The 26529-nt window shown below is 57.6% G+C and carries 20 protein-coding genes; 7 read left to right on the forward strand and 13 right to left on the reverse strand.

The features are described from left to right. Positions 1-51: 51 nt before the first annotated feature. From ACE3SE_RS16165 to ACE3SE_RS16175, 3 genes are read left to right on the forward strand one after another with little or no spacing between them, the layout of a single operon-like run. Positions 52-642 (forward strand): TetR/AcrR family transcriptional regulator, encoded by a 591-nt coding sequence (locus ACE3SE_RS16165; RefSeq protein ID WP_062786936.1) that lies wholly within the window; start codon positions 52-54, stop codon positions 640-642. A gap of 44 nt (positions 643-686) precedes the next feature. Further along, positions 687-1166 (forward strand): DUF4442 domain-containing protein, encoded by a 480-nt coding sequence (locus tag ACE3SE_RS16170; protein WP_374556768.1) that lies wholly within the window; start codon positions 687-689, stop codon positions 1164-1166. Positions 1167-1178: 12 nt separating this feature from the next. Beyond that, on the forward strand, positions 1179-1991 hold the full coding sequence (locus ACE3SE_RS16175) for a crotonase/enoyl-CoA hydratase family protein (RefSeq protein ID WP_131360045.1): 813 nt from the start codon (positions 1179-1181) through the stop codon (positions 1989-1991). A 65-nt stretch (positions 1992-2056) separates the two neighbouring features. Here the strand turns inward: ACE3SE_RS16175 and ACE3SE_RS16180 are convergent, their stop codons facing one another. The 5 genes from ACE3SE_RS16180 to ACE3SE_RS16200 all read right to left on the reverse strand — a co-directional run bounded on the left by ACE3SE_RS16180 (position 2057) and on the right by ACE3SE_RS16200 (position 9619). Beyond that, positions 2057-3259, reverse strand: coding sequence for a branched-chain amino acid ABC transporter substrate-binding protein (locus tag ACE3SE_RS16180; RefSeq protein ID WP_374556770.1), 1203 nt, complete (start codon positions 3257-3259; stop codon positions 2057-2059). A gap of 277 nt (positions 3260-3536) precedes the next feature. Further along, complete coding sequence (locus tag ACE3SE_RS16185) at positions 3537-4751, reverse strand: branched-chain amino acid ABC transporter substrate-binding protein (protein ID WP_374556772.1); 1215 nt, start codon at positions 4749-4751, stop codon at positions 3537-3539. A gap of 193 nt (positions 4752-4944) precedes the next feature. Further along, the gene (hemH, locus tag ACE3SE_RS16190) at positions 4945-6033 is read right to left on the reverse strand and encodes a ferrochelatase (protein WP_374556774.1); all 1089 of its coding nucleotides are present in this window, start codon (positions 6031-6033) and stop codon (positions 4945-4947) included. A gap of 70 nt (positions 6034-6103) precedes the next feature. After that, positions 6104-8404, reverse strand: a complete 2301-nt coding sequence (locus tag ACE3SE_RS16195) for a DNA translocase FtsK (protein ID WP_374556776.1) — start codon at positions 8402-8404, stop codon at positions 6104-6106. 96 nt (positions 8405-8500) lie between these two features. Beyond that, a complete protein-coding gene (locus ACE3SE_RS16200; protein ID WP_374556778.1) occupies positions 8501-9619 on the reverse strand; it encodes an anhydro-N-acetylmuramic acid kinase in 1119 nt (372 codons plus the stop codon). Between the two features lie 227 nt (positions 9620-9846). On the opposite strand from ACE3SE_RS16200, the gene ACE3SE_RS16205 reads away from it, so the two are divergent. Together ACE3SE_RS16205 and recJ are read left to right on the forward strand one after the other, a co-directional pair. Further along, positions 9847-10860, forward strand: a complete 1014-nt coding sequence (locus ACE3SE_RS16205; RefSeq protein ID WP_374556780.1) for a hypothetical protein — start codon at positions 9847-9849, stop codon at positions 10858-10860. A gap of 7 nt (positions 10861-10867) precedes the next feature. Next, positions 10868-12559, forward strand: coding sequence for a single-stranded-DNA-specific exonuclease RecJ (gene recJ / locus ACE3SE_RS16210; protein WP_374556782.1), 1692 nt, complete (start codon positions 10868-10870; stop codon positions 12557-12559). 19 nt (positions 12560-12578) lie between these two features. Here the strand turns inward: recJ and ACE3SE_RS16215 are convergent, their stop codons facing one another. Together ACE3SE_RS16215 and gdhA are read right to left on the reverse strand one after the other, a co-directional pair. Beyond that, positions 12579-13265: a hypothetical protein gene (locus ACE3SE_RS16215; protein ID WP_374556784.1), complete on the reverse strand. Its 687-nt coding sequence runs from the start codon at positions 13263-13265 to the stop codon at positions 12579-12581. Between the two features lie 97 nt (positions 13266-13362). Next, a complete protein-coding gene (gene gdhA / locus ACE3SE_RS16220) occupies positions 13363-14700 on the reverse strand; it encodes an NADP-specific glutamate dehydrogenase (protein ID WP_374556786.1) in 1338 nt (445 codons plus the stop codon). Positions 14701-14923: 223 nt separating this feature from the next. Here gdhA and rmuC point away from each other — a divergent pair, with 223 nt between their 5' ends. Beyond that, positions 14924-16405, forward strand: a complete 1482-nt coding sequence (rmuC, locus tag ACE3SE_RS16225) for a DNA recombination protein RmuC (RefSeq protein ID WP_374556788.1) — start codon at positions 14924-14926, stop codon at positions 16403-16405. A gap of 113 nt (positions 16406-16518) precedes the next feature. Beyond that, entirely contained in the window at positions 16519-16773 is a 255-nt protein-coding gene (locus ACE3SE_RS16230) for a hypothetical protein (protein WP_045846938.1), read from the forward strand. Between the two features lie 69 nt (positions 16774-16842). On the opposite strand, the gene ACE3SE_RS16235 is transcribed toward ACE3SE_RS16230, so the two are convergent. From ACE3SE_RS16235 to ACE3SE_RS16260, 6 genes are all read right to left on the reverse strand, one after another. Continuing rightward, complete coding sequence (locus ACE3SE_RS16235; protein ID WP_045846939.1) at positions 16843-17895, reverse strand: NADP(H)-dependent aldo-keto reductase; 1053 nt, start codon at positions 17893-17895, stop codon at positions 16843-16845. 266 nt (positions 17896-18161) lie between these two features. Next, positions 18162-19562, reverse strand: coding sequence for an EAL and HDOD domain-containing protein (locus ACE3SE_RS16240; RefSeq protein WP_374556791.1), 1401 nt, complete (start codon positions 19560-19562; stop codon positions 18162-18164). Between the two features lie 118 nt (positions 19563-19680). After that, complete coding sequence (locus ACE3SE_RS16245) at positions 19681-20337, reverse strand: TetR family transcriptional regulator (RefSeq protein ID WP_374556793.1); 657 nt, start codon at positions 20335-20337, stop codon at positions 19681-19683. 103 nt (positions 20338-20440) lie between these two features. Then, positions 20441-21889 carry an efflux transporter outer membrane subunit gene (locus ACE3SE_RS16250; protein ID WP_374556795.1) on the reverse strand — a complete coding sequence of 483 codons (1449 nt, stop codon included), beginning with the start codon at positions 21887-21889 and terminating at the stop codon, positions 20441-20443. Beyond that, on the reverse strand, positions 21889-25032 hold the full coding sequence (locus ACE3SE_RS16255; RefSeq protein WP_131360019.1) for an efflux RND transporter permease subunit: 3144 nt from the start codon (positions 25030-25032) through the stop codon (positions 21889-21891). The genes ACE3SE_RS16250 and ACE3SE_RS16255 overlap by 1 nt, the downstream gene beginning before the upstream one ends. A gap of 15 nt (positions 25033-25047) precedes the next feature. Continuing rightward, entirely contained in the window at positions 25048-26211 is a 1164-nt protein-coding gene (locus ACE3SE_RS16260) for an efflux RND transporter periplasmic adaptor subunit (protein WP_045846969.1), read from the reverse strand. Between the last annotated feature and the right edge of the window lie 318 nt (positions 26212-26529).

Raw genomic sequence — 26529 nt, forward strand, 5'->3', positions numbered from 1 at the left:
CGCTGGAGCCATCCGATTGACACCTTACTAACCAGTAAGTAAAGTTTGCTGATGAAAACTGCCGCCGATGCCAAAACCGATACCAGCAAACGCATTCTCGACATTGCCGAGGAGCTGTTGCTGACGCGTGGTTATAACGCCTTCAGCTACCAGCACATCAGCTCGGCACTGGGTGTGCGCAACGCCGCCATCCATTATCACTATCCCAAAAAAACCGATCTTGGCGTAGCGCTGATCCAGCGTTACCGTCGCCGCTTTCAGCGTTTTGTCGAAGCGCAACTGGCCCTGACTCCCGCCCAGCAGCTGGAGCAGTACTACACCCTGACTGATGCCTATTTCGAGCGCGATCAGCAAATCTGCCCCAGCGGCATCCTGACGACCGAATACCAGACCCTGCCGGAAGAAATGCAGCAGGAAGCCAATGCCTTTGTCGATGAAATGCGTGACTGGGCGGTCAGCATTGCCGCACGCGGTCGTGCCGATGGCAGCATGCGTTATGCCGGAACGCCGGAAGCCATGGGCCTGCTGATGCTGGCAGCCTTGCAGGGAGGCTTGCAACTGGCACGTACCGACCAGGCGGTGATCGATGTATTGAAAATCCAGATCCGGGCCTTGCTGGGCCTGGATGTTCCACTTCCATGACATAAAACAGAGGGCTAACACGCATGGATTATCAGAAAAACAGCATGAGTCGCATTGCCGACAAAGTGGGCAGACTGCCAGTCGGCCTGCGCAGTACGGTGCTTTCCTTGTTATTCGGTCGCTTTGTGCCGTTTCTGGCCACGTCAGGCATTCGCTTTGAGCAGGCAGGACATACCCGCCTGACTGTTTCCATCCGCAACCGGCGCAAGGTGCAAAACCATATCAAGGGCGTGCATGCTGCCGCCATGGCGCTGCTGGCTGAAACCGCCAGTGGCTTTGTGGTGAGCATGAACGTGCCGGATGACAAGCTGATGCTGCTCAAGTCGATGAAGGTGAATTACGTCAAGCGCGCGCAGGGCGACATGCGGGCGGTGGCCACGCTGACGGATGAGCAGATCCGCAGCATGTATACCACCGACAAGGGTGATGTGCTGGTGGATGTCACGGTGACGGACGAATCGGGCGAATCGCCGGTGGTCTGCGAAATGGTGTGGGCCTGGGTGCCCAAAAAACGCCCCCAATAAAGGAGCCCAGGCATGCAATGGCAGACTTTTGACGTTGAATTGCAGGGCAAAGTGGCGCTGGTGCGCTTTAATCGCGCTGACAAGGCCAATGCTTTGAACCAGACCATGTGGCAGGAGCTGCAATCGGTCATGGAGTGGGCTGATGCCGAGCCTGCGGTGCGCGCGGTGGTGCTGGCTGGGCAGGGCAGGCATTTCTGTTCCGGGATCGACCTTTCCATGCTGTTGGGCATCCAGGGTGCCATTGCCGACGAATGCGAAGGACGTCAGCGCGAGAAACTGCGTCGACTGATTTTGCAATTACAGGACAATGTATCCAGCCTGGAGCGCTGTCGCAAACCGGTAGTGGCCGCCATTCATGGTGCCTGCCTTGGCGGCGGGCTGGATATTGCACTGGCGGCTGACTTCCGCTTTGCTGCAGCAGATGCGGTATTTGCCGTGCGCGAAGTGGATATCGGCATGGTGGCCGACGTTGGTACCTTGCAGCGCTTGCCAGGGGTGGTTGGGCAGGGGATTGCCAGGGAAATGGCGCTGACCGGCCGGGATGTCACGGCAGAAGAGGCATTGCGCTTTGGCCTGGTCAATCGTGTATTGCCTGATGCCAATAGCGTGCTGGCAGCTGCGCTGGAAACGGCGGCGCTGATGGCAAGCAAATCGCCGCTGGCTGTGCGTGGCAGCAAGGAAATGCTGAACTACTCGCGCGATCATAGCGTGGCGGACAGCCTGAATCAGGTCGCCACCTGGAATGCGGCCATGCTGCTGTCGGAAGACATCCAGAAGGCAGCCATGGCGTCGATGACGCGGCAGACGGCAAGCTTCCGCGACTGAGCCAGTAGGCCATAAACAAAAACGGCAGCTTCTGGCTGCCGTTTTTGTTTGGATCAGGATCGCGCTTATTGTGCTGCGCTGGCTGCCGCTGCGGCAGGCTTGGCCACCGATTCCCACTTGCCGTTTTTCAGCTGGTACAGGGAAACAGTGCCGTTGACGATATTGCCCTTGGGATCAAAAGCGATATCGCCGGTAACGCCTTGCAGCTTGGTCTTGGCAATTTCCGGCAGATACTTGGCCGGGTCGGCCGAGCCTGCGCGCTTCATCGCTTCGATCATCACGCGGGTAGCATCGTAGGTGTACGGTGCGTAGGCCTGGATGTCGGCATTGAAGCGCTTTTTGAACTTGTCGTTGAATGCCGCAAAGCCGGGCATGCTTTCCTTGGGAGCGCCGGCGCTGGAGGCATAGCTGCCTTCGGCATCCTTGCCACCCAGTTTGGCGAATTCGGCGGTATTCACACCGTCAGCACCCATGTAGTCGGCGGTGATGCCCAGCTTGCGCATCTGCTTGACCATCGGGCCGGCTTGCGCGTCCATGCCGCCGTAGAACACCAGATCCGGCTTTTCACCCTTGATGGCGGTGAGGATGGACATGAAGTCGGTAGCACTGTTGGTAGTGAATTCGCGCTTGATCACCTTGCCACCGGCAGCTTCTACCGATTTGGCAAAGTCATCCGCCAGGCCCTGGCCATAGGTGGTGCGGTCATCAATGATGGCAATGCGGTTGCGCTTCAGGTCGCTCACGGCAAATTTGGCCAGCGCCTGTCCCTGCTGCTGGTCATTGGCAATGATGCGGAAGGTGTTCTTGAAACCTTGCTCAGTGAACTTGGGGCTGGTCACCGAACCGGCAATCATCGGAATGCCTGCGTCCGAATAGATTTTCGATGCCGGAATGGCTGCGCCGGAGGTGAGGTGGCCGATTACACCGGCAACCTTGTTGTCGACAAAGCGTTGCGCTACCTGGGTGGCGGTTTTCGGGTCGGCCTGGTCATCTTCCGAAACCACTTCAAACTTGACCGGCTTGCCGTCCAGTTTCAGGTTCTCAGCAGTGGCTTCTTCGGCAGCCAGCTTGACGCCATTGTCGGCGTCACGGCCCCAGTGTGCAAACGGGCCGGTCAGCGGGTTGGCAGAGCCAATCTTCACGACGACAGCATCGCTTGCGCCGGCAGCGGCAGATGCGTTTTGTTGCGGGGCGGCAGCGTCTTGCTTGTTACAGGCAGTCAGCGCCAGTACGGCGGCGGCGATAAGGGTAATACGTGGGAGATACATGGAAATGCCCTGGTCTAATTAGAATTGGATAAGGGTCATTCGCCACGAAAGCTTTTGGCATTTCATGTCAGCACACCCCGGGGGTGGTGGGGTCTGTTGATGGCGCTGACTGGATACAATCGACGCCACTGACCTGCCCATTTTTGTTGTTCTGCAGCATTTCGTCAACCTTTGTGGCTGATCCACATCAGATTAACGCCGGTTTGTCCGAGCCTGACGGCAGCAGAAACAAAAAAAGCGCAGCCTGGGCTGCGCTTTTTCGGGGGTGAAGCAGGGATTACTGGGCTGCGCTGGCTGCTGCCGGTGCACCACCAACGGTGGAAACCACTTCCCACTTGCCGTTTTTGACCTGGTAAACGGTAACAGCACCGTTCTTGATGTCGCCCTTGTCGTCAAAGGCGATGTGGCCGGTCACGCCGGTGTAGTCAGTCTTGCCGACTTCGGGCAGGTATACCTTCGGATCGGTGGACTTGGCACGCTTCATGGCATCAACCAGTACACGTACGGCATCGTATTCATACGGTGCGTAGATTTGTACTTCGGTGTTGAACTTGGCCTTGAACTTGTCGTTAAAAGCAGCAAAACCCGGCATCTTGTCACGCGGAACGCCGCAGCTGGAGGAGTATTGACCTTCAGAAGCAGAGCCAGCCAGCTTGATGAATTCCGGAGTCTGCCAGCCATCGCCGCCCATCAGCTTGGCCTTGATGCCCAGACGTTCCATCTGCTTGGCCAGCGGGCCTGCTTGTGCATCCATGCCGCCGTAGAAGATGACGTCCGGCTTGGTGGCCTTGATGGAGGTCAGAATGGCGTTGAAGTCAGTTGCGGTGTTAGTGGTGAATTCACGCTTGACCACTTCCAGACCCTTGGCCTTGACGGCCTTTTCAAACTCGTCAGCCAGACCCTGACCATAAGCAGTACGGTCGTCAATAATGGCAACCTTCTTGGCTTTCAGGCCATCAGCAGCAAATTGACCCAGCGCAGTACCTTGTTGTACGTCGTTGGCAATCACGCGGAAGGTGGTCTTGAAACCTTGCTTGGTGTAGTCCGGGTTGGTAGCGGACGGGGAGATCTGCGGCAGGCCGGCGTCGGAGTAGATCTTGGAAGCCGGGATGGTGGTACCGGAGTTCAGGTGACCTACCACGCCAACAACACCAGCATCTACCAGGCGCTGGGCAACCTGGGTGCCGATTTTCGGATCGCCCTGGTCATCTTCGGAAACCAGTTCGAATTTGACTTTCTTGCCACCGATCTCAACGCCTTCAGCGTTCAGGTCTTCAATGGCCAGTTTGGCGCCAAATTCATTGTCTTTGCCCAGATGCGAAATCGGGCCGGACATGGGGGATACTTGACCGATCTTGACGGTAACGTCACCGCCGGTTGCGGCAGCAGCAGGAGCAGAAGCTGCACCAGCAGCCGGTTGCTCTTGTTTGCCACAAGCAGCCAGGGTCATGGCAGCGGCAGCGATGAGGCTCAGACGAGCATACTTATTCATATTTTATTTCCCCTGATCTTATCTATGTAGACTTGGCGATCTCTGCGGGCAGCCTGATTAAAATTCAGACTTTACCCTTTACTGATTCAGGCCATTCTTATGGAATGGCCACCAGCTGCGCTGATTATGGGGAGCAGTTTGCGCGGGTGTCAACGGGGTTTATTCATTGGCGGACAAATTATTTTTTATCCCTTCAACGGGCTGCACCAAGCGCTTGCGCACGCTGCTGGCGCATTGTGGCATCTTGTTCTATAACTTCCTGCCAGCCTTGGAGATTTTTCTCCACAATGCCTGCCAACGCTGCAATCCACTGCGGGTCATCATTGAGGCAATCGATGTAGCGGAAATCCCCTCCACCGGCTTGCTGGAAGGTGTGTTTGCCTTCCATGGCTATTTCTTCCAGCGTTTCCAGACAGTCTGCGACAAATCCCGGACAAATCACGTCCAGCCGTTTACAGCCTTCTTTACCCAGTTTTTCCAGGGTTGCACTGGTATAAGGCTGGATCCATTCCGCCCGGCCAAAACGGCTTTGGAAACTCACCATATATTGTTCCCGGCTCAATCCCAGCTTTTCTGCCAGTAAGCGTCCGGTTTTCAGGCATTCGCAGTGGTAGGGGTCACCCTTGTCCAGGGTAAAACGTGGCACGCCGTGAAAGCTCATCAACAGCTTTTCCGGGCGACCATGCACTTGCCAGTGCGCTTGCACCTTGTGTGCCAGTGCGTCGATATACGCCGTGTCCTCGTGGAAGTGACGCACGGTGCGCAATTCCGGCATGTTGCGCAGCTTCATCAGTACCCGGTAGACATCATCCAGCGCCGTTGCACTGGATGAACCGGCGTATTGCGGGTAGAGCGGAATCACCAGCAGCCGGTCCACACCCTGGGCACGCATTTTCATGATGGCGGACTCGACCGAAGGCTGGCCGTAACGCATGGCGAAATCCACCACCACATTGCGCAGCCCCCGTTCACCCAGCAGGCCTTTGAGCAGGCTGGTTTGTTTACGGGTGTAGGTGAACAAGGGCGAACCATCCGGCCGCCAGATGCTGGCATATTTTTCTGCCGACTGTTTCGGACGGGTGTTGAGGATGATGCCGTTCAGGATCAGCCACCAGATGGCCTTGGGGATTTCAATGACACGGGTGTCAGACAGGAACTGTTTCAGATAAGGGCGTACCGCCTGCGCGGTGGGTGCTTCGGGTGTGCCCAGATTGATCAGCAGAATGCCGATGCGGGCTTGTTGGTCGTGGCTGAAAGGTGGTTCTGGAAGGTATCCGGACATGGGGTTCTCGCTACCTGTACAGGTTGTGACTGCCGGCACCGGGCCGGCAGTCTGAAAAGTTGATTACTGCTTAGTCGTCGCGTGCTGGTGCCAGTACTGTGCGGTTGCCATTGGTTTCCATTGCAGAAACCAGGCCTGCCATTTCCATTTGCTCGATGAGGCGGGCAGCGCGGTTGTAACCGATGCGCAAATGGCGTTGTACCGAAGAAATGGACGCCTTGCGGGTTTTGACCACGATGGCCACGGCTTCGTCATACAGCGGGTCGGCTTCACCGCTGCCATCCACATCGCCGCCAGCGGTTACGCCTGCTTCATCGGCTTCGGCCTGACCGCTAAGTATGCCTTCGATGTAATCCGGCTCGCCGGTGGTTTTCAGGAATTCCACCACATGATGGACTTCTTCATCGGCCACAAACGCACCATGTACCCGGTTCGGGTAGCCGGAGCCAGGCGGCAGGTAGAGCATGTCGCCCTGGCCGAGCAGGGTTTCTGCGCCCATCTGGTCCAGAATGGTACGGCTGTCGATCTTGCTGGAAACCTGAAACGCGATTCGGGTGGGGATGTTGGCCTTGATCAGGCCAGTAATCACATCAACCGACGGGCGCTGGGTGGCCAGAATCAGGTGAATGCCTGCAGCACGGGCTTTTTGTGCCAGCCGGGCAATCAGCTCTTCGATTTTCTTGCCCGCCACCATCATCAGGTCGGCCAGCTCGTCAATCACCACCACGATCAGGGGCAGGGTATCCAGCGGCTCTGGTGTTTCAGGCGTAAGACTGAAAGGATTGGGAATCTTTTCGCCGGTCTTTTCCGCGTCCTTGATCTTCTGGTTGTAACCGGCCAGATTGCGCACGCCCAGCTTGGACATCAGGCGATAGCGCCGTTCCATTTCACCGACGCACCAGTTAAGCGCATTGGCGGCCTGCTTCATGTCGGTCACCACTGGTGCCAGCAGGTGCGGAATGCCTTCGTAGACCGACAGCTCCAGCATCTTGGGGTCGACCATGATCAGGCGGACTTCCCGTGCGGTGGATTTGTACAGCAAGGACAGGATCATCGCATTGATGGCGACCGATTTACCTGAGCCCGTGGTACCGGCCACCAGTACATGCGGCATCTTGGCCAGATCCACCGACACCGGCTGACCGGCAATATCCTTGCCGACGGCGATAGCCAGACGGGAACTCATGTTCTGGTAACCATCCGAGCCGATGATTTCCGACAGGCGGACGATCTGCCGTTTGGGGTTGGGTAGCTCCAGGCCCATGTATGTCTTGCCCGGAATGGTTTCCACCACCCGCACCGAGACCAGTGACAGCGCGCGAGCCAGGTCTTTCATCAGGTTGACGATTTGCGCGCCCTTGACGCCGACAGCGGGTTCGATTTCATAGCGGGTAATCACCGGACCGGGATAGGCGGCAATCACTTTGACGTCCACGCCAAAGTCGGCCAGCTTGCGCTCGATCAGACGGGAGGTGTACTCGACGGTCTCGGCAGAAACCGGCTCGTGCTGGTCTTTGGGGGCCTCCAGCAGACTCAGGCCGGGCAGCTCGCCGCTATTGGGGTCGGCAAACAGCGACTGCTGTACCGGTTTTTGTGCTTTGGGCGAAACAGGAATCTCCGCCGTAGTGGCCTCAATGCGCACTGGAGGTTTGTCTTCCTGCTTTTTCTTTTCGCTACTGACCTTGACCTCACGCTGCTGCGCAGTTTCGCGGCCGATTTCCCGGTCCTTGCGGGCCTGCCAGGCATGCCACACCTTGAGCACACCATCTTCCAGCGTGCCGCCGATTTTTTCCATGATGTCCAGCCAGGACAGGCCGGTAAACAGTGAAAACCCGATGGCTGCCGTTACCGACAGCAACAGGTAAGCGCCGGACTGGCCAAGGCCATGTCCCAGTGCCTTGCCCAGCCAGTGGCCCAGCATGCCGCCAGGGGACAAAGGCAGCTTGAGTTGTTTGCCGGCCAGCACGATGCCTTCAACGCTGGCGCTGGACAGCAGCAACAGGAAAAAGCCACCCATGGCCGCCAGCGTCATCGGATTCAGACGAAACCCCAGGGTTTCCATGCGGCGGTAGCCCCAGGCAATGGCAACCAGGCAGAACACCACCAGCCACCAGGCTGACAAGCCGAAGATATAAAGCAGCATGTCGGACAGCCAGGCACCAAAGGCACCGCCGTAGTTACGTACCGTGGGGTCGGATGAACTGTGCGACCAGGAAGGGTCTTGCGGTGAATAGCTGGCCAATACCAGTACCAGGTAGACCGCAGCCACCGCCATCAGCAACCACCATGCTTCACGCAGCAGGCTGGCAAGCTTGGGGGGCAGTGGTGTCTGGCTGTTCTTGACGACGGCCTTTCTTTTGAAAAGTCGCATTTTTCTCGTTTAAGGCTAGGACAGGGGGTGATTATAGCCTGACAAGGCCGTTTGGCGCGCTTGCTGTTGTCAGGCTTTGCTGTGGAGACAAGGCTTTCAGGCTGGGTAGAGTGCGCCCAGCACGCGCAAACCGGCAGCGCCGGTCACCTCGGGCAGGTTGGCAGGCAGGCGATGACAAAAGCGCCAGGCCAGCCAGGCAAACGCAGCCGCTTCTACCTGATGTACCGGCAAGCCCAGTTCAGCCGTACTGCAGATACGGATATCCGGCAATTGCTGTTGCAGTGCCTGCATCAATGCCGCATTGTGCGCACCGCCACCGCAGACATGCATGCTCTGCGTTTGCGGGCAGTGGCGGCGAACTTCGCCAGCGATGCTGTGTGCGGTCAGCTGCAGCAGTGTGTGCTGGACATCTGCTGCATCCAGGGCTGGCCAGGCGGCAAGTTGCTGCTCCAGCCAGTTGAGGTCAAACAGATCGCGGCCGGTGCTTTTGGGCGGCGCGAGTTGGAAATAGTCATCGGCCATCATCTGTTGCAGCAAGGACTGGTGCAAACGGCCACTGGCGGCCCAGTCGCCATTGGCATCATAGGGCTTGCCGGTGTGGCGCTGGCACCAGGCATCCAGCAGCATATTGCCTGGCCCACAGTCAAAGCCGATTACCGGCAGGCTGCGATGCAGGCGTGTCAGATTGCTGATGCCGCCGATATTCAGGATGACGCGGTTTTCCGTATCACTGGCAAACACATCCTGATGAAAGGCCGGCACCAGTGGAGCTCCATGGCCACCGGCAGCCACATCGCGGCTGCGGAAATCACCAATCACGTCAATGCCGGTCAGTTCTGCCAGCAAGGCATGGTTGCCAATCTGCAAGGTATAAGCGGCATGCGGGGCATGGCGAATGGTCTGGCCGTGGCAGCCGATGGCGCGAATTGCTGCAGCGGGCAGGGCGGCCTTGCCCAGCAGTTGCGCGACAACATCCGCATAAATTCGTGCCAGCGTATTCGCCAGGCGCGCGGCAAGGTCCAGTTCGTTGTGCCCGATGGCTTGCAACTGCAAGACCTGTTCACGCACGCCAGCGGGGAAGGGCAGGAAACTGTCTTCCACCACTTGCGGCTTGCCTTGGGCATCCATTTCCAGCAGGACGGCATCCACGCCATCCAGGCTGGTGCCGGACATCAGTCCGATATAGCGTTCAATCATGTCGTGTCGGCTTTTCATCAGGGCATCGTATAGCGAGGCACAGGCGGTTTTGCGGTAATCCCGGCAGTTTGCGATAATCCCGCACTTTGCTGCCTGCCTTGCAGTTGCACTGCAATATACAGGGTTTGCCATGCATTGCAGACATTTCCAGTCGCAAACCGGAGTGCCTTGCCTGGTCAGCCTACTTGTCACTGCTAGCAGCCGGGCGATTGCCAGCTGCTTTGCCGATCTGAAATAACGGACTCATGAAGCTCACCCTGCTGATGCCAGGACTCGCCTGGCTGGACGTCCATGATGGCGCCGAAGTTTGCCGCGGGCTGTCGCTGCCCGCTTTGTCTTGCCTGTTGGGCCGTGGCCACAGGCATGGCCAGGCCTTGTCGCTGACCGAGCTGTATGGCCGGGCTGGCGGTTTCCCTTTGCATGGACTGGCGCGCGAACTGGCAAAGCATGCCGGTCTGACTGGCGACGACTGGCTGATGGCAGACCCGGTACACGTGCGCATTGATCGCGACCGCGCCTTGCTGGCCGATGTCGGGGTGATGCGGCTGTCGCAGGATGAGGCCGATGCCATGGTACAAAGCCTGAACCGGCACTTTACCGAAGATGGCCTGACATTCCATGCCATCGAACCGGGGCGCTGGTTGCTGCAATTGCCAGGGCCCAGTCAGGCGCAATTCACCCCACTGCAGGATGCAGTAGGCGAAAACGTGAATGAACACCTGCCCGCAGGCGAGCGTGGTTTGCACTGGAGCCGTTTGCTCAACGAGATGCAGATGCTGCTTTATACCCATCCGGTGAATGACGCCCGCGAAATGCAGGGCGAGCTGGCGGTCAACAGCGTCTGGCTGTGGGGGGATGGTGCAGCAGCAAGCCAGCTTGCCGACCAGCCGCAGGCAGATCTACTGCTAAGCGATGACCCCATCTTGCAGCAGCAGGCCGACTGCCCGACGGATGCCATGCCCTATGACTTTTCCGGCCTGATGGCGCGCTGCGCAACACTGCAAGCCAATAGTCATGTTGTGGTGGTGCAGGATGCTTTGCTGTCCGCAGCGCAATACCGTGATGCCTGGGGCTGGCGCGAGCAATTGCAGCGCATGGAAACCGACTGGTTCCAGCCGCTGCTGCAAGCACTGAAGCAAGGCAAAATCAGCGAATTGCAGCTGCAATGCCATGGGGCTGCCGGCTTCAAGCTGCGCATTTGCCGCCGTGATTTGTGGAAATTCTGGCAACGCCCGCAATCGCCCGCCACCCTGTATTGAGAGCTTCATGTCACGCATCGTCACCCGCAATATTCCAGATCAACATCATGCCACCCTGGTTGCCCAGGGCCTGAGTCCCTTGATGGCCAGGCTGTATGCCGCCCGCGGCATTGCCGGGTCGGATGAGCTGGACTACAGCCTCAAGGCCCTGCTGCCTTATCACAGCATGAAGAACATCACCGCCATGGCCAGCCGTCTGGCCGACGCCATTGCCGCCGGGCAGCGCATGCTGGTGGTGGCCGACTATGACGCTGATGGCGCAACAGCCTGCTCGGTGGCGGTGAAAGGCTTGTCCATGCTGGGCGGCAAGGTGGATTTCATCGTGCCCAACCGCTTTGAATACGGTTACGGCCTGACGCCGGAAATTGTCGACCTGGCGGCGCAAAGCAAACCCGACATCATCGTCACCGTCGATAACGGCATCGCCAGCGTGGCAGGGGTGGAGCGTGCACGTGCGCTGGGCATCGAGGTGCTGATTACCGACCATCACCTGCCTGGTGACACCCTGCCGCAGGCCTTGATCGTCAACCCCAACCAGCCGGGCTGCGAATTCCCCTCCAAGCACCTGGCCGGAGTAGGAGTGATGTTTTATGTGTTGCTGGCCTTGCGCGCCGAGCAACGCCAGCGCGGCATCTATGCCGGGCAGACAGAACCCAATCTGGGCGAATTGCTGGACTACGTGGCACTGGGAACGGTGGCTGACGTGGTAAGGCTTGACCAGAACAATCGCATCCTGGTGGAAAACGGCCTGCGCCGCATGCGTAGCGGCCGCATGGTGCCTGGCATTGCCGCACTGTTCCGCATTGCCGGACGTGCGCATTACAAGGCCAACACCTTTGATTTGGGATTTACTCTTGGCCCCCGGCTGAATGCGGCCGGGCGGCTGGATGACATGAGCCTGGGCATCGCCTGCCTGCTATCCGGCACGGAAAGCCAGGCAATGACACTGGCGCAGGAGCTGGACCGACTGAACCGCGAGCGCAGGGTCATCGAGCATGGCATGCAGGACGAAGCGCTGGCGGTACTGTCCAGCATCGACCCGGCAGACCGCTACACCCTTACCTTGTACCGGGATGACTGGCACCAGGGTGTTGTCGGCATTGTTGCCTCGCGCCTGAAAGAACGTTTCCATCGTCCGGCCATCGTTTTTGCACCGGGCGATGAAGGCGAGATCAAGGGCTCCGGCCGCTCGATTCCCGGTTTCCATCTGCGCGATGCGCTGGATCTGGTATTCAAGCGCCACCCGGGCTTGATCCTCAAGTTTGGCGGCCATGCCATGGCAGCCGGCATGACGCTGGCAGAAGCACGATTTGCCGAATTCCAGCAGGCATTCGAGCAGGTGGCACGCGAGTTGCTGGACGAAAACCAGCTCACCCGCACCATCGAAACCGACGGCAGCCTGGATGCGCGTGAGCTGCATCTGCCGTTTGCCGAAGAACTGGCCGCAGAAGTGTGGGGGCAGGGCTTTCCGGTGCCGTATTTCCACGACCGCTTTGCCGTGATGAGCCAGCGCGTGGTGGGAGACAAACATCTTAAATTACGGATTGCCAAGCAAGGGCAGGAGTTCGACGCCATGCTGTTCAATCAGGTGGACTGGCTGCCTGACAATATCAATGCGGTGTATCAACTGGTGGCCAACGAATGGCAAGGCCGCAAGGAATTGCAGATCTATCTGCAACACTGGACGGCAGCGGAGTGATGCTGTCCGTGCGTGACGATTACTGCGGATAAAGCGGCTGACCGATGGCCAGCTGGTCGTCGTCACGAAACTTACTGGCCGGGCCGGCAGACCAGGCCCAGCCAGCCAGACTGCCGTCCTCTCGGGTGTAAATGCGTACCAAACCGCGCCCGATACCGGTTTGCTTGCTGCCATCCTCCCGGTAGCGCGTATCGCCCTTCCAGTGCGCACCAGCCGAATCGATGACCTCCACCAGCCACTGTGTGGTTCCCGGCTGCAAAGGTGGTTGTGGAGGATTGAGCACTTGCGGCTTGCTGTTGACGATCATCACATGGCCGGTGTCCTTGGCATGCAGATAACGCGCTGCAAAAACATCGCCTGCTTCAACATCCTGCATGTGCTCGCGCCGGACAAAGCCCTGACCGGAGGCAATTGCTGCGTAGTAATTCTCGGCCTTGGGGTACTCCTTCCAGTAAGTCCTGCGTACCCCATCCAGCACCAGACTGTCGGTACGCTGGAAAATGGCATCAAGCAAACCACTGCAATCCGTTTGTACCGTGCTGTATTCGGCGCGGCCCAGCAAGCCCGCATCGCCTTGCCAACGTACCCAGCCATGATGCTGATAGCTGTTGTGCTCGGGGCTGACCTCTGCAAGCAGTTGCCGGGCCAGCTGCAAATGGGCGGGCAGAGGAGGGGAATCCGCCCAGGCAGGACTGGTCAGCAGCATGAATATCAAGAAAGGGCGCATCAAGGTGCCTGCCTGAGGGAAAACCGGATTATCGCGCCGGAATCCGGTTTTTGTCAGCCAGCAAACCAGGGCTATATCAGATCAGCCCTTGCGCCAGCATGGCATCCGCCACTTTGGCGAACCCGGCAATATTCGCGCCGCGGACATAGCTGACACGGCCATCCTCTCCACGCCCGTGGTTGACACAGGCCTGATGAATACCTTGCATGATGGCATGCAGACGCGCATCCACCTCGCCATGTGTCCAGCTCAGTCGCGCCGCATTCTGGCTCATTTCCAGCCCGGAAGTTGCCACACCACCGGCATTGCTGGCCTTGCCGGGCGCATACAGGATGCCAGCCTGCTCGAAGCGCTGAACGGCTTGCCAGGTGGACGGCATATTGGCACCTTCAGCTACGCAGCACACCCCGTTTTCAATCAGGCAACGTGCATCTTCTTCATCCAGTTCGTTCTGCGTGGCGCAGGGGAGCGTAACATCCACTGGTATTTGCCAGGGCCGTTTGCCCAGCAAGAAGGGCAGGCCGAGCCGCGCTGCATAGTCGCTGATACGACCGTAGTGACGGTTCTTTACATCCATCAGCTCGGTCAACTTTGCCGGGGTGAAGCCCTGCTCATCCAGCACGGTGCCACTGGAATCAGAAGCGGACACTACCTTGGCACCCAGCTCCATGGCCTTGGCAATGGCATATTGCGCCACGTTGCCAGAGCCCGAAACACTCACCCGCATGCCTTCCAGTGACAAGCCGCGTGTCTTCAGCATTTCCTGCGCAAAATACACGGTGCCGAATCCGGTGGCTTCCGGCCGCATCAGCGAGCCGCCAAAACTCAGGCCTTTACCAGTAAATACACAGTCAGCGCGGTTGCCCAGCTTTTTCACCATGCCGGCCATATAAGCGACCTCTCGCCCGCCAACGCCGATATCACCCGCCGGAACATCGGTGTCGGCACCAATATGACGGTAAAGCTCGCAGGCAAAGGCCTGGCAAAAGCGCATCACTTCGCCCTGGCTCTTGCCTTTGGGGTCGAAGTCCGACCCGCCTTTGGCACCGCCCATGGGCAGGGTGGTCAGCGCATTTTTCAGTGTTTGTTCAAAGGCCAGAAACTTGAGAACAGACAGATTGACCGATGGATGAAAACGTATCCCGCCCTTGTATGGGCCAATCGCCATGCTGTGTTGCACCCGGTATCCGCGATTGACCTGAACCCTGCCTTGATCATCCGTCCAGCACACGCGGAACATGATGATTCGTTCAGGCTCCGTCAGACGTTCCAGCAAAGCCTGATCGGTGTAGTGTGGATGCTGGCGCAAGAAGGGTTGCAAACTGTCAAATACTTCGTGGACAGCTTGCAGGTATTCCGGCTGATGGGGATTGCGCTGGCGCAGGTGCTCAAGAAAAAGCGTGCTATCGAACATGGCGTATGAGAATGGCGAGTTTTCGAAAGCACGAGTTTAGCCAGCAAAGGGGCAGGGTAAGGCTGCCAAGCCGTCCAACAGCACAAAATCGGAATAAACGAGACATGCCCGGAGAATTTTCCAGGAAGCTGCCATATCGATCGCAGAGCCATGACATGAATATGTACAAAATCAATCTTGTTCGCTATGCTGGGCTGATTGTCATCCTGCAGCAAAGAAAATCATGACAGAACTGATAATGGGCCTGTTGTTGCTAGGCTCGGCAGCCAGCTTGCTGGCCTGTTTCCGGGTGCAGCAGCGCAGCGCGACCGAGCGTCAGCAATGGTTGCAGCAAGAGGCAGGCATGCAAGCCAGGCTGGAATCCCTGCAGGAATCATTGCAGCAGTTAGGCCGGCAATCTGATGCCCAATCCCGGGAGCTGAACGACTTGCGGACGCAGTTGGCTGAAGCACAGCAACAAACAGCCGCGCATTGGGCCAGCAAGCAGGAGCAGGCCCGTCAGCTGGAGCAAACCCGCAGTGACTGGCAGCGGCAAGGCCAGCAACTTCAACAGCAGGCGCAGGAGCTGGTCCGGTTGAGCAACCGGGAGCAGGAACTGCAAACCATGCTGCAAATGGAAAGGCAGCAAGCGGCGGAAAAACTGGCCTTGCTGACCGAGGCCAAAGAAACACTGAGCAATCAGTTCAAGGCGCTGGCCAATGACATCCTGGAAGAAAAGTCCAAACGCTTTGCCGAACAGAATCAGCAAAGCCTTGGGGCCATGCTGGGCCCGTTGCACGAACGCATCCAGGGTTTTGGCAAACTGGTGCAGGACACCTACGACAAGGACTCCAAGGAACGCCTGAGCCTGGAGCAGGAATTGCGCCGCCTGCAAGAAATGAATACCCGCCTGAATCAGGACGCCATCGCACTGACCCAGGCACTGACCGGCAGCAATAACAAGGCCCAGGGCAACTGGGGGGAAATGGTGCTGGAGAAGGTGCTGGAAACGTCGGGCCTGAGCCGGGATCGCGAATACCGGGTTCAGGTATCTGATGTTCTGGAAACAGAAGACGGCCTCAAACGCTACCAGCCGGATGTGGTCATCGACCTGCCGGAAGGCAAGCAACTGGTTGTCGATTCCAAAGTCAGCCTCAACGCCTATGTACGCTATGTGGCAGCCAGTGATGAAGATGCGCGCGAACAGGCCCTGAAAGCACACGTGGCGGCCATTCGCCAGCATATCCGCAGCCTGTCGGAAAAGCGTTATCAAGACCTGTACCGGCTCAACACTGTCGATTTTGTCTTCATGTTCATTCCGGTGGAGCCCGCGTACCTGCTGGCCGTGCAGCATGACATGAGCTTGTTCAATGAGGCTTTTGAACGCCGCATCATGATTGTCGGTCCCAGCACCTTGCTGGCAACGCTGCGCACCGTGGCCAGCATCTGGCGCTATGAGTACCAGAACCAGAACGCTCAGGAAATTGCCCGCCAAAGTGGCGCCATGTACGACAAATTCGCCGGCTTTGTCGGCAATATGGATAAACTGGGCAAGCAACTGGACAACACCCGTGAGGTATTTGGCGATGCCATGCGTCAGCTGTCGTCCGGGCGAGGCAATCTGCTGTCCAGTGCCGAACGGCTGCGCAAGATGGGGATCAAGCATAACAAGCAACTCCCCGGACACCTGCTGAGTGATGCGGCAGAAGAGGGAAGTGATGAATGAATGCGCGCATTTGGAGGTGAACTATTTGCGCCAAATGGTTAAGATAGCGCCGTTAAATCAGCAAGCATGACCGCAGCCTTCTTGCGGTCAGCATGACAAACAGGAGTATCAGTATGGTGTTCTTCAAGGTTCCGATGCGCAATTCCAGCGAATGGGAAAAAATGTATGACTTCATTATTGTTGAGATGAAGTCGGCTGATGAGCTGGACGATGTACTGTCGGCTACGCTGTATGATGTTTTCGGTGAATTTGACGACGAGCAGCCGGAACACTGGCAGCCGCAGCAACTGACCCTGGAACAGGCTCTGGCTTCCGGCTGGCCGATTTTCAGCTATGCTATGTATCAGCGTGAAAAAGAAATCGCCTGAGCGTCTTGCTTGAGCATTTCAATAAAAAGCCCTGCAATGCAGGGCTTTTTTCATGCATGAGTGGCCAGATCAAGGGCAGGGGTTGGGAATCCGCGCATGAATGGCTTCCAGCTGCTGCAGGATTTCATCACTCAGCGTGACATGGATGCTATCCAGATTTTCCTGCAACTGCGCCAGCGTGGTCGCACCAATGATATTACTGGTGACAAACGGACGACTGTTGACAAAGGCAAGTGCCAGTTGTGCCGGGCTGATTCCATGCTGCTGCGCCAGCTCAACATAGGCCTTGCTTGCCTCGGCAGCGGTCGGGCTGCTGTAACGGGTAAAGCGATCGAACAAGGTCAGACGTCCACCTGCCGGACGTGCGCCATTCAGGTATTTGCCCGTCAGCACACCAAAGGCCAACGGCGAATAGGCCAGCAAACCGACATTTTCCCGTCGACTGAACTCTGATAAGCCAATTTCATACAGCCGGTTCAGCAGGCTGTACGGGTTCTGTATACTCACCACACGCGGCAGGCCAAGGTTTTCGGATGCTTTCAGAAACTGCGCCACGCCCCATGGTGTTTCATTGGACAGACCGATGGCGCGGATTTTTCCATCGCGAATGAACTCCTGCAGGACAGACAGCGTTTCTTCAATCGGCGTACTGCCTGCCGGATCATCCTGCCAGGGAAAACCCAGAGTACCAAAGGTATTGGCGTTACGATCCGGCCAATGCAACTGGTACAAATCGAGATAATCGGTCTGAAGACGACGCAGGCTGTCGTTCAGCGCCTGAGTCAAATTCTTGCGATCAAAGTGGGGGTTGCCATCGCGAAAATGGCTGGGTCGCTTGGGATCGGTCGCAGGACCCGCCGCCTTGCTGGCCAATACGATACGATCACGCTGACCGGTTTTCTTCAGCCAGCTGCCGATGTAGGACTCTGTCAGACCTTGTGTTTCAGGACGAGGCGGCACCGGATACATTTCAGCCGCATCCAGCAGGTTCACACCATGCTCCAGCGCCAGGTCAATCTGGCTATGGGCTTCAGCTTCCGTATTCTGTTCGCCCCAGGTCATGGTACCCAGGGCAATCACACTCACCGAAACATCAGTGTCGCCCAGCTTGCGATATTGCATGATTCGTATCTTTCCGTCAGGTGGATGGGGAAGTACATGGTACTGATGCGAACGATAACTGAGAAGTCATTTGCTTCCATAAGTAATCCTCTGGATATGAATACATATGTTCGCATAATATATATTATGTCAAATTATATAAATCCCGACCATGCAACTCCATGCATGACAGCAAACAGTCAACGTTTCTCAGCCCGCACTTCAGCTGCTTGGCTTTGCATATCAAAAAAGGCCCCGGGGGCCTTTTCACTACTGCAGCTGACGGGTCAGACGCTATCGACATTACTTTGCACTTCGCTTTCGCTCAGTACTTCTTGTGCCCAGACCACGGCTTCCATGTAGACACTATTCACCTGACCAATGTCGACTTCCATGCTGGCAGCCAGCCGGGTGATGCTGTCGCTGTCATCCTGTTCACAGGCTTTCGCCAGCTGCAATGGCGCTGCAAACAGGCCCTTGTCGTGCAACAGGGCATCAGAAATCATGAATGGCAGATCCAGCGGCTCCAGCGCTTCGCTCAAAGGCATGTTAAGCAGGTCGCCTAACAAGGAGAACATGCCGGTCAGAAACAGGTGTTCGGCTTCCAGCTTGTTGCCGCGGACGATGCCGAGTTCTTCCATGAAATGGGCTCGAATCAGCGACTTTTCCAGCAAGGACAGGGTTGCACCGCTATCACTTTCCGAGGTGAACAGTAGCAGGGACAGCCATTTGAACAAGGCATTGCGTCCCAGCAGCATCAACCCGTCTTCAATGGTCTGGATCTTTCGAGACAGGCCGTTGACCGGCGAATTGACAAAGCGCAGTAGTTTGAACAACAGTACCGAATCCAGCTTGAACTGTGCTTCCACTTCTGCGGTAGGTGCATTGGCACGGAGCAGGCGCATGATTTCCAGCACTCTGCCCTGATTTGCACCCTCTTTCTGGCTTACCTTCTGCTGTGCAACTGACAGATAGGAGCCATGAAACAAGGCAAAGCGGTCATTATTCTTGGCATGGCGGCACAAGGCCAGCTCTTCGGCGGTGTTGATGTTGCGTGCCAGCCAGCGCAGTTGCGGGTAGCGCTGCGGCAGTTGTTCCAGTAAGGGAAACAAGGCACGCGTATTTGGCGCGGCAAAATCCAGCACCAGGTAATCCAGTCGCTGGTACAGCGCCAATGCGGTGGGGCTGCTGCCATAACGTGCCGGTTCAACGGCAAAGCGCAGCCCTGCTCCACGCAAGCCATCAAGCTGGGTAATCAGGTCTTCGGTGAGTTGCTCGCCTTCCAGTAAATCGAGCATGTAAATGGTGCTATCGGATGGCAGTTCCAGCGACGGCAAATCATCCAGTGAGGCGAGCGAGACATGAATGAAGGCGCGGCGAAAAGTCAGCAGGCGGAAAATGTTCATGTTCTTCAGCGTGCTGAACAACAGGCGGTCAAACGTGCGCCGGCCTGCGGGAGTGCGGCTGCCACTCAGCCCGTCCTTGACGGAAAACTCATAGGCGACAATGCGCTGGGACTTGTCCTGGATGGGCTGGTGCGAAACAAAGCCCAGGGTCTGTGGCAGATTGAGCGGTGCACTGTGGCCGGTAGCTTCTTCCGCCGGGGCCGGCGGCTGGGCTACAGGGGGGGCTTCCGGTGTGACCTGCTCTCCCCGATTGAGCAGGCCGCCGAATATCTTTTTAAACATTGTTTACTCGCTGACATCAACAGTTAGCCATGCGGGCCAGTCAGCCTGAACTACAGGCCACAGCCGCGCATGACAGTGTAGTCAGAATTGGCATGCATGGACAGTCTGTTGTGAACAATCAGTTGTGCGCAGGAGACTTGCGCAGCCAGCACTCATTCTGAAACACTCCGGCAAAAAACGGAGTCAGCAGTTTGTCGGCATCCTGCACCAGGTCGACCACCTGATTGAGCAACCAGCTGTCGATCAGGCCGCAAATGGTGGAATGCAGGCAGCCCGCAGCGCAGCGCAGGTCTATTCCCGGGCGCACCAGCCCGGCCTCGGCAGCCTGGCTGAGGATGGTATGCAGATTGCCTATTTTTTCCATCAGCCAGTTGCGGTCCATCAAATGCGAATTTTGCATTTCACCCACGTATTCACAGCGCAGGTTGATAATGCCGATAACCCGTGCAATACGTGGCGTGGTAGTTACCAGCCGCAGCACCCCGCAGCTGTGCAGCCACAAGCGCTGTGCCGGGTTGAGCTCCGGGCAATGTCCGGCCTGCAGCAAAACATCCATCATCTCGGCAAATGGTGGAAATGCGCGATCACACATGGCGTTGAACAAGTCGGCCTTGTTGTCGAAATGCCAGTAGATGGCACCACGTGTCAGGCCTGCGTACTCGGCAATGCTGGCCAGCGTGGTTTTGCTGACACCCTGTTCCCAGAACAGATGTTCTGCTGCATCCAGCAACAGATGCCTTGTCTTGTCAGCTTCTTCTTTAGTCTTGCGTGCCATTGCGTCATCAATCCGGAAAAGATGACCGGGTACATTGCCCGGTCATTCTGTATTGTCGGGGAGCACCACCAGGCACTCCCCTGCCAGCAGAAAGGCCGGAATTCTACCCGCCTTTGCTGCCCTGCTCCACTGGCTGCCAGCCGCCACCCAGCACCTTGTACAGCGTCACCAGATTGGAAGCTTGCGACAGTTGCGTGCTGATCAGGTCCTGCTGCGCGGTGTAGAGCGTGCGCTGTGCCACCAGCAAGGTCAGATAGCTGTCGATACCCGCCTTGAAGCGCGCCTCGGACAATTGCAAGCTGCGCTGGCTGGACTGCACCAGTGCCTGCTGTGCCTTCAGCTGGGTGCCCACCGTGCCACGGATTGCCAGCGCGTCGGACACTTCACGGAATGCAGTCTGCACAGCCTTGTCGTACTTGGCGACCGCGATTTCCCGTGCCACTTTTGCCGATTCAAGATTGGCGCTCAGACTGCCGGCATTGAAAATGGGCAGGTTGATGGACGGGCTGAACGACCAGGCCCCACTACCCGCCTTGAACAGATCGGACAAATTGCTGGAGCTGGCTCCGGCACTTGCCGTCAGGCTGATGCTGGGGAAGAACTTGGCCCGCGCTGCGCCGATATTGGCATCCGCGGCTTTCAGGTCGTGCTCGGCCGCCAGAATATCCGGGCGACGCTGCAATAGCGACGATGGCAGTCCGGCAGGCAGGTCTGCCAGTTGACCCGGCAGCAGCTGGGCATTACTGCTGCGCAGATCTTCCGGCAGCGCCGTGCCAAGTAGCAGCGTCAGCGCGTTTTCGTCCTGCGCTACCTGGCTCTGATAACTTGCCTGGGCCGACTGGGCGGATTGCACCGTGGTTTCGGCACTGCTGAGGTCCAGATCGGTAGCGGCACCCAGCTCCAGCTTGCGGCGGGTCAGCTCAAGCGAAGATAGCTGTGACTGCAGTGTGTTTTCAGCCACTTTCAGATGCTGGCGATCCGCCAGCAAGGTCAGGTAGGCATTGGCCACTTCGGCAACCAGCGAAATCTGCGTACTGCGCCGGGTTTCTTCCAGTGAGAAGAAATTTTCCAGTGCTTGCTGCTTCAGGCTGGACAAGCGGCCAAACACATCCAGTTCGTAAGAACTGAAACCGATTCCGGCACTGTAGCTGTGGCTGATATACGCGCTGCCAGTGCTGCTGCTATTGGCGGAAATCCGCTGATTGGTACCACTGCCACTGGCACTGACGGCCGGAAACAGATTGGCTTTCTGGATCTGGTAACTTGCGCGCGCCGTTTCGATATTCAGGGCAGCCACCCGCAGGTCGCGGTTGTTTTCCAGCGCCAGGCGTATCAGCCGCTGCATGGCAGGGTCGGTAAAGAATTGCTGCCATGCCAGTTGTGCGGCATCGGTACTGCCGGCCTTGTCAGCCGGAACACCCTGATACGCCGGTCCGGTGGGCCACTGGGCAGGCAATACATTGGCCGGCTGCTGATAAACCGGAATCAGCGAGCAGCCTGCCAGCGCACTAGCCAGCATGCCCAGGCTGAAAACCTTGATGAAGCGGGACATTACAGGCCCTCCTTGCTGATGCCGTGCATGTCATCCGCCAGTTTCTTGGGCGGGAAGCGACGGCGGACGACCACGAAAAATACCGGAACCAGGAAAATCGCCAGTACGGTGGCGGAGATCATGCCGCCCATCACGCCGGTACCAATGGCGTTCTGACTGCCGGAACCCGCGCCATGGCTGATCACCAACGGCAAGATACCCAGAATGAAGGCCAGCGAGGTCATCAGGATGGGGCGCAGACGCATGCGGACTGCTTCCATGGTGGCGGCAATCAACTCCTTGCCGTGTTCTTGCTGCTCTTTGGCAAACTCCACGATCAGGATGGCGTTTTTCGCCGCCAGACCAATGGTGGTAAGCAAACCCACCTGGAAATACACGTCATTGGTAAGGCCGCGCAAGCTGGCTGCCAGCAAGGCACCAATCACACCCAGCGGCACCACCATCATCACCGAGAACGGAATCGACCAGCTTTCATACAGGGCAGCCAGGCACAGGAACACGATCAGCAGCGAAATGGCGTACAGCGCAGGTGCCTGCGAGCCGGACAGGCGCTCTTCGTACGACAGGCCGGTCCATTCAAAACCGATGCCGGCAGGCAGCTGCTTGATCATGTTTTCCATTTCCGCCATGGCGGTACCGGTACTCACGCCAGCAGCCGGGGAGCCCTGGATTTCCACCGACGACTGGCCGTTATAGCGCTCCAGCCGCGGCGAACCGAAGCCCCAGTGCGAACTGGCAAAGGCCGAGAAAGGCACCATGGCACCGCTGCTGTTACGTACATACCAGTTGGTCAGGTCTTCCGGCGACATGCGGTATGGCGCATCACCTTGCAGATATACCTTCTTGATGCGACCACGATCAATGAAGTCGTTGACGTAGCTGGAACCAATGGCGGTACTCAGCGTGGTATTAATGTCGGAGACGGAAACACCCAGCGCATTGGCTTTTTCGTGGTCCACATCCAGCAGGTATTGCGGGTTGTCACTCAGGCCGTTGGGGCGCACTGCCATCAGCTTGGGATTTTTCGCTGCCATGCCCAGCAACTGGTTACGCGCCGCCATCAGCTTGTCATGCCCAAGACCGGCACGGTCTTGCAATTGCAGGTCGAAGCCGGAGGCATTACCCAGCTCCATCACGGCCGGAGGCGCAAAGGCGAAGATCATCGCGTCGCGAATCTGGCTGAATGCACCCATGGCGCGGCCAGCCACAGCCTTAACGCTCAGGTCGGGGCGATTGCGCTCATCCCACGGTTTGAGCTGGACAAAACCCAGGCCCATGTTCTGGCCGCTACCGGCAAAACTGAAGCCCGATACGGTAAACAGCGAGCTGACAGCCGGGTCATTCAGGAAGTGCTTTTGCACTTGCAGCAATGCCGCATCGGTACGTTCCCGGGTGGCACCCGGCGGCAATTGCACCTGGGTAAACAGGATGCCCTGGTCTTCTTCCGGCAGGAAGGAGGTGGGCAGCCGCATGAATAGCACCGTCATGGCAATGATGATGCCGGTGTAGATCACCATGTAGCGGAAAGTCTTGTTCAGCATGCGCGACACGATGCTCTGGTAGCGCTCGTTGTTACGGTCGAAGGTGCGGTTGAACCAGCCAAACACGCCGGTGTATTCATGGCCGACGCCATGGCCTTTTTCAACCGGCTTGAGCAAGGTGGCGCACAAGGCCGGGGTCAGCACCAGCGCCACCAGGACCGACAGTGCCATAGAGGACACCACGGTGATGGAGAACTGGCGATAAATCACACCGGTAGAGCCGCCAAAGAAGGCCATCGGCACGAATACCGCAGCCAGCACCAGCGCAATGCCGATCAGCGCCCCGGTAATCTGGCCCATGGATTTGCGCGTGGCTTCACGCGGCGGCAAGCCCTCCTCGCTCATCACCCGTTCCACGTTTTCCACCACCACGATGGCATCGTCCACCAGCAGGCCGATGGCCAGCACCAGGCCGAACATGGTCAGCGTGTTGATGGAAAAGCCGGTGGCCGCCATCACGCCAAAAGTACCCAGCAGCACTACCGGTACGGCGATGGTCGGAATCAGCGTGGCGCGGAAGTTTTGCAGGAATACATACATCACCACAAACACCAGGCCAATGGCTTCCACCAGCGTCTTGACCACTTCTTCGATGGAAATCTTCACGAAGGGGGTGGTGTCGTATGGGTAAACCGCCTTCACGCCCTTGGGGAAATAGGCCGACAGTTCGGCAACCTTGTTGCGCACTGCCTGGGCGGTATCCAGCGCATTGGCACCACTGGCCAGCTTGATGGCCACACCGGTTGCCGGCTTGCCGTTGAACAAGGCCTTGGTGCGATAGGTTTCGGCACCCAGTTCGATACGGGCCACGTTTTTCAGCAGCACCCGCGAGCCATCGGCATTCACCTTCAGCAGGATCTTGCCAAACTGCTCGGCGCTGGACAAACGGGTTTGCGCGACGATGGTTGCATTGAGTTGCTGACCCGGCTTGGCAGGCAGACCACCCAGTTGACCAGCAGAAACCTGGGCATTCTGTGCGGTAATGGCACTGGTGACATCGGCCGTGGTCAACTGGTAGCTGTTGAGCTTGTTCGGGTCCAGCCAGATACGCATCGCGTATTGCGAACCGAACAGCGACACTTCACCCACACCATTTACCCGGCTGAGGGAGTCCTGCAGGTTACTGGCAACGTAATCGCCCAGGTCGGTGCCGGTCATGCTGCCGTCTTCGGACACAAAACCCACCACCATCAGGAAGTTACGTGCCGATTTGGTGACAGTAATACCCTGCTGTTGTACCACGGTGGGCAAGGTGGCCATGGCTGATTGCAGCTTGTTCTGCACCTGTACCTGCGCGGTATCCGGGTTGGTACCGGCATCAAAGGTCATGGTGATGGTGACAGCACCGGTGTCATCACTGGTGGAGTTCATGTAACGCAGGTGGTCGATACCCTGCATTTTTTGCTCGATCACCTGAGTGACACTGTCTTCAACGGTTTTGGCCGATGCACCCGGATAGGTGGCATTGATGGCGATCTGCGGCGGTGCAATGGCCGGATATTGCGATATCGGCAGGCTGCGGATCGACAACAAACCCGCCAGCATGATCACGATGGCAATCACCCAGGCAAAGATTGGCCGGTCGATAAAAAATTTGGACATGAATCTTTCCCTGATTTACTTGGCGGCAGAGGCATTGGTTTTCAGCGGCTCGGCTTTGACAGCGGCGCCATCCTGCACCTTCATCAAGCCTTCCACCACGATGCGCTCACCACCTTGCAGGCCGCCATCCACCAGCCATTTGTCGCCGATGGTCTGACTGGTCTTGATGATGCGGGCATGCGCCTTGTTATCCTGCCCCACCACCATGACCACGGCCTCGCCTTTCTGGTTGCGGCTGACAGCCGGTTGCGGAACCAGCAAGGCGTTATGCCGCACGCCCTGCTCCAGGCGGGCACGTACAAACATACCCGGCAGCAGTTCTCCATTCGGGTTATCAAAGGTAGCGCGCAAGGTCACCATGCCAGTGCCGGAATCCACGGTGATGTCGGAGAACTCCAGTTCACCGCTGTGCGCATATTCGCTGCCGTCTTCCAGGATCAGCTTCACCTTGGCCTTGCCGGCCTGGTTCTGCAAAGCGCCCTTGGCAAAATCACGACGCAGGCGCAGCAACTCGGTACTGGACTGGGTCATGTCGACATAGGCGGTGGACAGTTGCTGAACGGTAGCCAGCGCCGTGGTCTGATTGGCAGTTACCAGTGCACCGGCAGTCACGCTGGATTTGCCGATACGACCGCTGACCGGAGCGGTAATGCGGGTATAAGCCAGGTTGATGCGAGCAGTTTCCAGCGAGGCCTTGGCAGTAGCCACATCGGCACGCGCCTGCAGCAAGGCGGCATGTGCATCGTCATTGTCCTGGCTGCTGATTGCCTTGATTTCCACCAGTTGCGCATAGCGCTTGGCCTTGAGCTCGGCCGATGTCAGAGTCGCCTCGGCCTTGGCCAGGCTGGCCTGAGCGGTCTGGTATGCGGCCTGATAGGTATCGGGGTTGATCTGGTACAAAACCTGGCCTGCCTTGACGTTGCTGCCTTCAGCAAACAGGCGCTTCTGGATGATGCCGCCAACCTGGGGGCGGATTTCGGCAACGGTAAACGCTGAAATGCGTGCCGGCAGTTCGCGGGTGATAACGGTATCCTGCGGCTGCAGCGTAATCACGCCGACGCTGGCCGGGCCGGCTGCAGGCATGGCGGCATTTTGCGACTGACCGCAGCTACTCAGGGCTGCAGTCAGGAGCAAAGCGGCAACAGCCTTGAGTGCGGGTGTGGCTTGCTTGATGTGCATAGACATTCCAGTTCTTGATTTTATGAAAGCTGCGCTGAGCCAGTGCATGGCTGCCCAGTTCATGATGCAGTGCAGACATTTTAAATACATACGCGTTTGTATGCATTAATTTTTGCGGAGAAAAAATGTAAAACCTGGTAGCTGATAAAGAAGCAGGCGCGAAAACTAGCGAGTTTTCGTGTGATTTATTACGTTGTAGTCGAATGTTTTGTTAACGATGATTAATAAAAATGACTTTTTTGCTACACCACGTATTTTTACTTAGTATATTTTCGTGTTTTTTGTCATGTGGATGATGCGGCAGGCATGCAGCAGGGT

Source organism: Aquitalea pelogenes (assembly GCF_041914625.1).
Taxonomy (GTDB): domain Bacteria; phylum Pseudomonadota; class Gammaproteobacteria; order Burkholderiales; family Chromobacteriaceae; genus Aquitalea; species Aquitalea pelogenes.

What these genes read in the sequence shown, in the direction of transcription:
- ACE3SE_RS16165 (WP_062786936.1), top strand. Translation starts at nt 52, where the DNA reads ATGAAAACTGCCGCCGATGCCAAAACCGATACCAGCAAACGCATTCTC.
- ACE3SE_RS16170 (WP_374556768.1), top strand. Translation starts at nt 687, where the DNA reads ATGAGTCGCATTGCCGACAAAGTGGGCAGACTGCCAGTCGGCCTGCGC.
- ACE3SE_RS16175 (WP_131360045.1), top strand. Translation starts at nt 1,179, where the DNA reads ATGCAATGGCAGACTTTTGACGTTGAATTGCAGGGCAAAGTGGCGCTG.
- ACE3SE_RS16180 (WP_374556770.1), bottom strand. Translation starts at nt 3,259, where the DNA reads ATGTATCTCCCACGTATTACCCTTATCGCCGCCGCCGTACTGGCGCTG.
- ACE3SE_RS16185 (WP_374556772.1), bottom strand. Translation starts at nt 4,751, where the DNA reads ATGAATAAGTATGCTCGTCTGAGCCTCATCGCTGCCGCTGCCATGACC.
- hemH (WP_374556774.1), bottom strand. Translation starts at nt 6,033, where the DNA reads ATGTCCGGATACCTTCCAGAACCACCTTTCAGCCACGACCAACAAGCC.
- ACE3SE_RS16195 (WP_374556776.1), bottom strand. Translation starts at nt 8,404, where the DNA reads ATGCGACTTTTCAAAAGAAAGGCCGTCGTCAAGAACAGCCAGACACCA.
- ACE3SE_RS16200 (WP_374556778.1), bottom strand. Translation starts at nt 9,619, where the DNA reads ATGAAAAGCCGACACGACATGATTGAACGCTATATCGGACTGATGTCC.
- ACE3SE_RS16205 (WP_374556780.1), top strand. Translation starts at nt 9,847, where the DNA reads ATGAAGCTCACCCTGCTGATGCCAGGACTCGCCTGGCTGGACGTCCAT.
- recJ (WP_374556782.1), top strand. Translation starts at nt 10,868, where the DNA reads ATGTCACGCATCGTCACCCGCAATATTCCAGATCAACATCATGCCACC.
- ACE3SE_RS16215 (WP_374556784.1), bottom strand. Translation starts at nt 13,265, where the DNA reads ATGCTGCTGACCAGTCCTGCCTGGGCGGATTCCCCTCCTCTGCCCGCC.
- gdhA (WP_374556786.1), bottom strand. Translation starts at nt 14,700, where the DNA reads ATGTTCGATAGCACGCTTTTTCTTGAGCACCTGCGCCAGCGCAATCCC.
- rmuC (WP_374556788.1), top strand. Translation starts at nt 14,924, where the DNA reads ATGACAGAACTGATAATGGGCCTGTTGTTGCTAGGCTCGGCAGCCAGC.
- ACE3SE_RS16230 (WP_045846938.1), top strand. Translation starts at nt 16,519, where the DNA reads ATGGTGTTCTTCAAGGTTCCGATGCGCAATTCCAGCGAATGGGAAAAA.
- ACE3SE_RS16235 (WP_045846939.1), bottom strand. Translation starts at nt 17,895, where the DNA reads ATGCAATATCGCAAGCTGGGCGACACTGATGTTTCGGTGAGTGTGATT.
- ACE3SE_RS16240 (WP_374556791.1), bottom strand. Translation starts at nt 19,562, where the DNA reads ATGTTTAAAAAGATATTCGGCGGCCTGCTCAATCGGGGAGAGCAGGTC.
- ACE3SE_RS16245 (WP_374556793.1), bottom strand. Translation starts at nt 20,337, where the DNA reads ATGGCACGCAAGACTAAAGAAGAAGCTGACAAGACAAGGCATCTGTTG.
- ACE3SE_RS16250 (WP_374556795.1), bottom strand. Translation starts at nt 21,889, where the DNA reads ATGTCCCGCTTCATCAAGGTTTTCAGCCTGGGCATGCTGGCTAGTGCG.
- ACE3SE_RS16255 (WP_131360019.1), bottom strand. Translation starts at nt 25,032, where the DNA reads ATGTCCAAATTTTTTATCGACCGGCCAATCTTTGCCTGGGTGATTGCC.
- ACE3SE_RS16260 (WP_045846969.1), bottom strand. Translation starts at nt 26,211, where the DNA reads ATGCACATCAAGCAAGCCACACCCGCACTCAAGGCTGTTGCCGCTTTG.